General features: G+C 73.0%; 3 protein-coding genes. 1 reads left to right on the plus strand and 2 read right to left on the minus strand.

Annotated elements, in window-relative coordinates; genetic code table 11:
• Positions 1-421 (minus strand): hypothetical protein (locus ND748_RS26880; protein WP_251749009.1); only part of this gene is annotated, 421 nt, incomplete at its 3' end.
• Between the two features lie 633 nt (positions 422-1,054).
• Between ND748_RS26880 and ND748_RS26885 the strand changes: the two genes are divergently transcribed.
• Positions 1,055-1,750: a response regulator gene (locus ND748_RS26885; protein WP_374216046.1), complete on the plus strand. Its 696-nt coding sequence runs from the start codon at positions 1,055-1,057 to the stop codon at positions 1,748-1,750.
• 26 nt (positions 1,751-1,776) lie between these two features.
• Here the strand turns inward: ND748_RS26885 and ND748_RS26890 are convergent, their stop codons facing one another.
• The gene (locus tag ND748_RS26890) at positions 1,777-3,543 is read right to left on the minus strand and encodes a GAF domain-containing sensor histidine kinase (RefSeq protein ID WP_251749010.1); all 1,767 of its coding nucleotides are present in this window, start codon (positions 3,541-3,543) and stop codon (positions 1,777-1,779) included.
• Positions 3,544-4,115: the final 572 nt, after the last annotated feature.

Consider the following 4,115-nt stretch of genomic DNA (forward strand, 5'->3'; position numbering starts at 1 on the left):
GAAGCGGCGCGACCGGCTCGGCGGCGGCCTTGCGGCCCCGGGCGGTGGGGGCTGCGGGCGCTGCGGCCGGCGTCACGTCGAGGGCGACCGTCCGCCATCCCTCGAACACCTCGGTGACGGTGTAGCCGTCGGCGCTCAGCGCGTCACGGAAGCGGACGAGCTGCTGGTAGGACAGCGTCAGATCCGCCGTGGCAACGGCGGTCTCCGCGTTCTGCGCACCATCCGGGCCGTCGGCCGGATCCACGTCCGGAATTGTCGCGACCGTCGCCGACACCCGATAGGTGGTCGAGGCGGCGGGGTTCACCGTCCCGGTCACGGTCCACGAGCGGCTGGCGACCCAGCCGACGGGCGGCTCGAGTGGCGCGCTCTCGGTCTGGGCGGCCAGCAGCGTTGCAATCTTCGCCCCAGCCGTCATGGGCACCGGGTCGTCGCTCCTACCCCATCGCACGCGCGCACGTCCTTTCCTTGCGAAGTCGGCATCGTCCGCACGCCTGTTCGGCAGCGCCGGCGTCCCCCGGCCCCGGGGACGGCCCGGCCAACAGGCCGTCGGCGTGGACGAGACCGCATTCTGACGGACAGACCGGATGCGCTCCGCATCGGGGTGTGTTCCGACACAGCGGCGACATATCGGCGCAAACTAGCGGGAGGTCCGACATGATTGACGCACGCCAAGGAGCGAACGATCGGTGCGGCGCAGACATCGGCACGGATCACGGCGTGCGCGGGGCCCGCCGCCCCGCCCCAGAAATCGCCGGAGGCGGGGCGCGGATTTCCGCCGCGACAATCATTTCATGATCATATACAGGAACTACACATAGCAGTTAGTTGATTACCTAGCTGTTCCACGTCGGTGGCGGCCTCACGGGCCACCCCGTCCGGGATGGCTCTGCAGACGGCGTTCCCGGCCCCCGCCGAGGTGCCCGCGGCGCGGCTCGCCGCCCCGCCCGTTCCGCCAAGCCAGCCCGGGCGTTGGACCACGAGCGTTATATTCTGCTTGCCGCACGTGACATACAGCGACGGTCTTCTACGACAGCGAGGTCGGGCGGAGTCAACGGTGTCAGACGAAGTGGCGGTCGGGTCCGGTGTCGGTGACGCTGCGTCCCCACCGTCGACCACCGGAATCATCAGGGTGTTCCTTCTTGACGACCACGAGGTAGTACGGCGCGGCCTGCGGGATCTCCTCACCGACGAACCCGACGTTGAGGTGGTCGGCGAGGCCGGCCGGGCCGACGAGGCGCTCGGTCAGATCATCGCGCTGCGACCGCAGGTCGCGGTGCTCGACGCGCGGCTGGAGGATGGCAGCGGCATCGAGGTCTGCCGCCAGGTGCGCTCGGCGAACCCCGAGATCGCCTGTCTCATCCTCACCTCCTTCGACGACGAGGAGGCGCTCTTCACCGCAATCATGGCCGGCGCCGCCGGCTACGTCCTCAAACAGATCCGGGGCACGGCTCTGGTGGACGCGGTCCGCCAGGTCGCCGCGGGCAAGTCCCTGCTCGACCCCGCGGTCACACCGCGGGTACTGGTGCGTCTGCGGGAGGGGCCGGCCGAGGACGAGCGGCTCGCCGGCCTGACCGACCAGGAGCGGCGGATCCTGCGGCTGATCGCGGAGGGGCTCACGAATCGCCAGATCGCCAGCCGGATGTTCCTCGCCGAGAAGACGGTGAAGAACTACGTGTCGTCCATGCTGGCCAAGCTCGGCCTGGAGAGCCGAACCCAGGCCGCCGTCTTCGCCACCCGTCTGAACACCTGACGCGCCTGCCGGCAGGCCGGCAGGCGCTAGCGGGCGGCCGAATGGTCCGCCGGCGAGTACGCGTACAGCGCTCCCGGCGGGGTGATGAGCGGGACCAGCCAGGTCACGGTCGTGCCGATGCCGTTCTCACCGGGGCCGAACGCCATCCGGCCGCCCAGGTCCAGCGCCCGGCGGCGCAGGTTCGCCAGCCCACTGCTGCGCGAGGCGCCGCCGGGACCGCAGCCGTCGTCGCGGACCTCGACGAGGACGTCCACGCTGGTCACCCGCAGCAGAACATCGATGCGGGTGGCCCGGGCATGCCGGGCAATGTTGGACAGCGCCTCCCGCAGCGCGGCGAGCATGTGCGGGCGGATCGCCGCGGGCACCCGGCGGTCGATCGGCCCGTCCACCCGGATCGCCGGGCTGATGCCGAGCGTGCGCTCGGTCTGGGCGACGATCGACCGGATCTCGATGCCCAGCTCGGCGCCGTCGGGGTCGGCGGCCGTCAGCGAGAAGATGGTCTGGCGGATGTCGGCGATGGTCTGGTCGAGCTCGTCGGCGGCGACGTGCAGCCGCCCCGCCGCCTGGCCGTCCAGGACGCGGGCGAGGCTCTGCATCTGCAGGCCCGTCGCGAACAGCCGCTGGATCACGACGTCGTGCAGGTCGCGGGCGATCCGATCACGCTCCTCGAACACCGCGAGGCGCTCCCGGTCGCGGTGGATGCGGGCGAGCTCCAGCGACAGGGCCGCCTGACCGGCGAAAGCGGCGGCCATCTCCAGGTCGAGGCCGCTGAAGGTCTCGAACGGACCGCTGGTGCCGAGCACGAGGATGCCCAGCGCCCGCCCGCCCGCCATGAGCGGCACCACCATCCCGACGGTGGCCGCCGCGTCGGGAGTCTGCGCGCCGAGCAGTGGGCCGCCGGGTGCGCCGGCACCGACGAGCACGGCCCGGCCGGAGCGCATCGCCTCGGTCATCCGCTCGTTGCCGGTGAAGACCTGGCCGCGCAGGTGTTCCTGCCCCGGTCCGTCCACCACCCCGACGACGAGACCGGCGGCGTCGGGGACGAGGATCGCCGCGAGGCGCGCGGCGGTCGCCTGCCGGGCGCGGCGCGCCACCAGCTCCAGGGCCTCCTCGGGATCGGCCACCGACAGCAGCGCCGTCGTGATCTCCGCGCTGGCGGACAGCCAGGCCTGGCGGCGCCGCGTCGCCTCGTACAGGCGGGCGTTCTCGATCGCGAAGCCGACCGCGGCGGCCAGGGCGCAGGCCAGGCTCTCGTCCTCCCGGCTGAACTCGCCGCCGCCCCGCTTGGCCCCCAGGAACAGGGTGCCGAACGCCTCTCCGCGCACCATGATCGGGACGTTGAGGAAGGTGTCGAAGCGGGGATGCCCCGGCGGGAAACCGACGGCGGCCGGATGGCCCGCGACGTCGGCGACGCGCAGCGGGCGGGGATGGCGCAGGCTCTCCCCGATCAGACCACGGCCCAGCGGCAGCCGGCCGATCGTCCCGGGCACGCCCTCGGCAAAACCGACGTGGATGAGCTCGGTGATCTCGCCGGCCTCGCCGATGACCCCGAGGGCGCCGTATTCGGCGTCGACGAGCTGGCTGGCGGCCTGCGCGATGCGCCGCAGCGTCACCGGCAGGCTCAGTTCTCGGGCGACGTCGACCACCGCGTCGAGCAGGCCCTGCATCCGCGACTGGACCGAGGCCACCTCGTCGACCTGCGCGGACAGGCGGGTGCGCAGCTCGTCGAGGGGCGAGGGATCGCCCGCGGCCGACACCGCCCGCGGACGTCCACCGGAGGGCACAACGGTCATCGCGGGTGATTCCTCCTCGCGCCGCGCGGCTGGCAGCCGGGCCCCTTGGCGAAGAGCGGCCGCCCGAAGGTGGGATCACTCTGGCGTGCAGGATATCCACCCACGCGACTGCGGGGAATACCCTCAGCGGCGGCCCCGGGTCCCTTCCGCCGCCGGCGCCCGGGTCCGCCACCTCCACGCCGCCCGGCGCAGCTCGGACGCGGCGCAACATGGAGCGCGGAGCGCGGGCGGAAGTACAGTGTTCGCCATGGCAGTGCTGCGTCCTCTCCTGCACCGCGACCGCGTGACGGACCTGGGTCGGGCCGTCAGCGCGGCGTGTACCGGGCGGGTCTGAGGCGCCTCGTCGTCGCCGCTGCGCGGGTGCCCGGCGCACCTCGACGCAGTCCGCGGTCGGATCGGCCGCCCCCCGCCCGGGTTCACCGGGTTGGGTTGACTGACGAGTCCCACAGCCGCCGCCTGGGGCGTGTCGCGTCCGTCGGCGGGCCGGCGTGCGCCCAGCCCCGTTCGCCGCCCTCCGGTCCCGCACTGCGCCGGGCCCGACCGAACGCCCCCACGCGCTCCCGCTCCTGCGA

Origin of the sequence: Frankia sp. AiPs1, from assembly GCF_023716945.1 — a bacterium.
GTDB lineage: Bacteria > Actinomycetota > Actinomycetes > Frankiales > Frankiaceae > Frankia.

Coding starts and splice junctions, on each gene's coding strand:
- ND748_RS26890 (WP_251749010.1), bottom strand. CDS start 3,543: ATGACCGTTGTGCCCTCCGGTGGACGTCCGCGGGCGGTGTCGGCCGCG.